Here is a 380-nt window from a genome sequence, read left to right on the forward strand (position 1 = left end):
GCCCTACCTAAGCAGGCTTCAGTAATACCTATCATTAAAACAGGTTTAAAGGAGGCTTTCTAGTGGCGTTTCAAATTTTATTAAACTTTTTTATGGCATTTCTTTGGATGTTTTTTGAAAACTCCTTTGCTTTAAACACCTTCTTAATCGGTTATTTACTCGGTTTGCTGATTATATTCGTAATGAGGCGTTTTTTTCCGTCCCGAATTTATTTAGTTAGAGTGTTTGCGATTATTAAATTGGTTCTCATTTTTATGAAAGAACTGATCTTATCCAATATAGCTGTTTTAAAAATTGTTTTAAGTCCTAAGCTATCCATACGCCCGGGAATCTTCGCTTTGGAAACAGAATTGCAATCAGACTGGGAGATCACCTTGCTG

At 35.0% G+C, this 380-nt stretch carries 1 protein-coding gene; it reads left to right on the top strand.

Annotation, left to right across the window (positions count from 1 at the left end; translation table 11 throughout):
- Positions 1 to 92: 92 nt before the first annotated feature.
- Positions 93 to 380, top strand: a 288-nt coding sequence (locus tag NWP09_RS13350) for a Na+/H+ antiporter subunit E (protein WP_258275955.1), incomplete at its 3' end; no start/stop codon positions are given.

The organism is Agrococcus sp. HG114 (assembly GCF_024723325.1).
Taxonomy (GTDB): Bacteria; Actinomycetota; Actinomycetes; order Actinomycetales; family Microbacteriaceae; genus Agrococcus.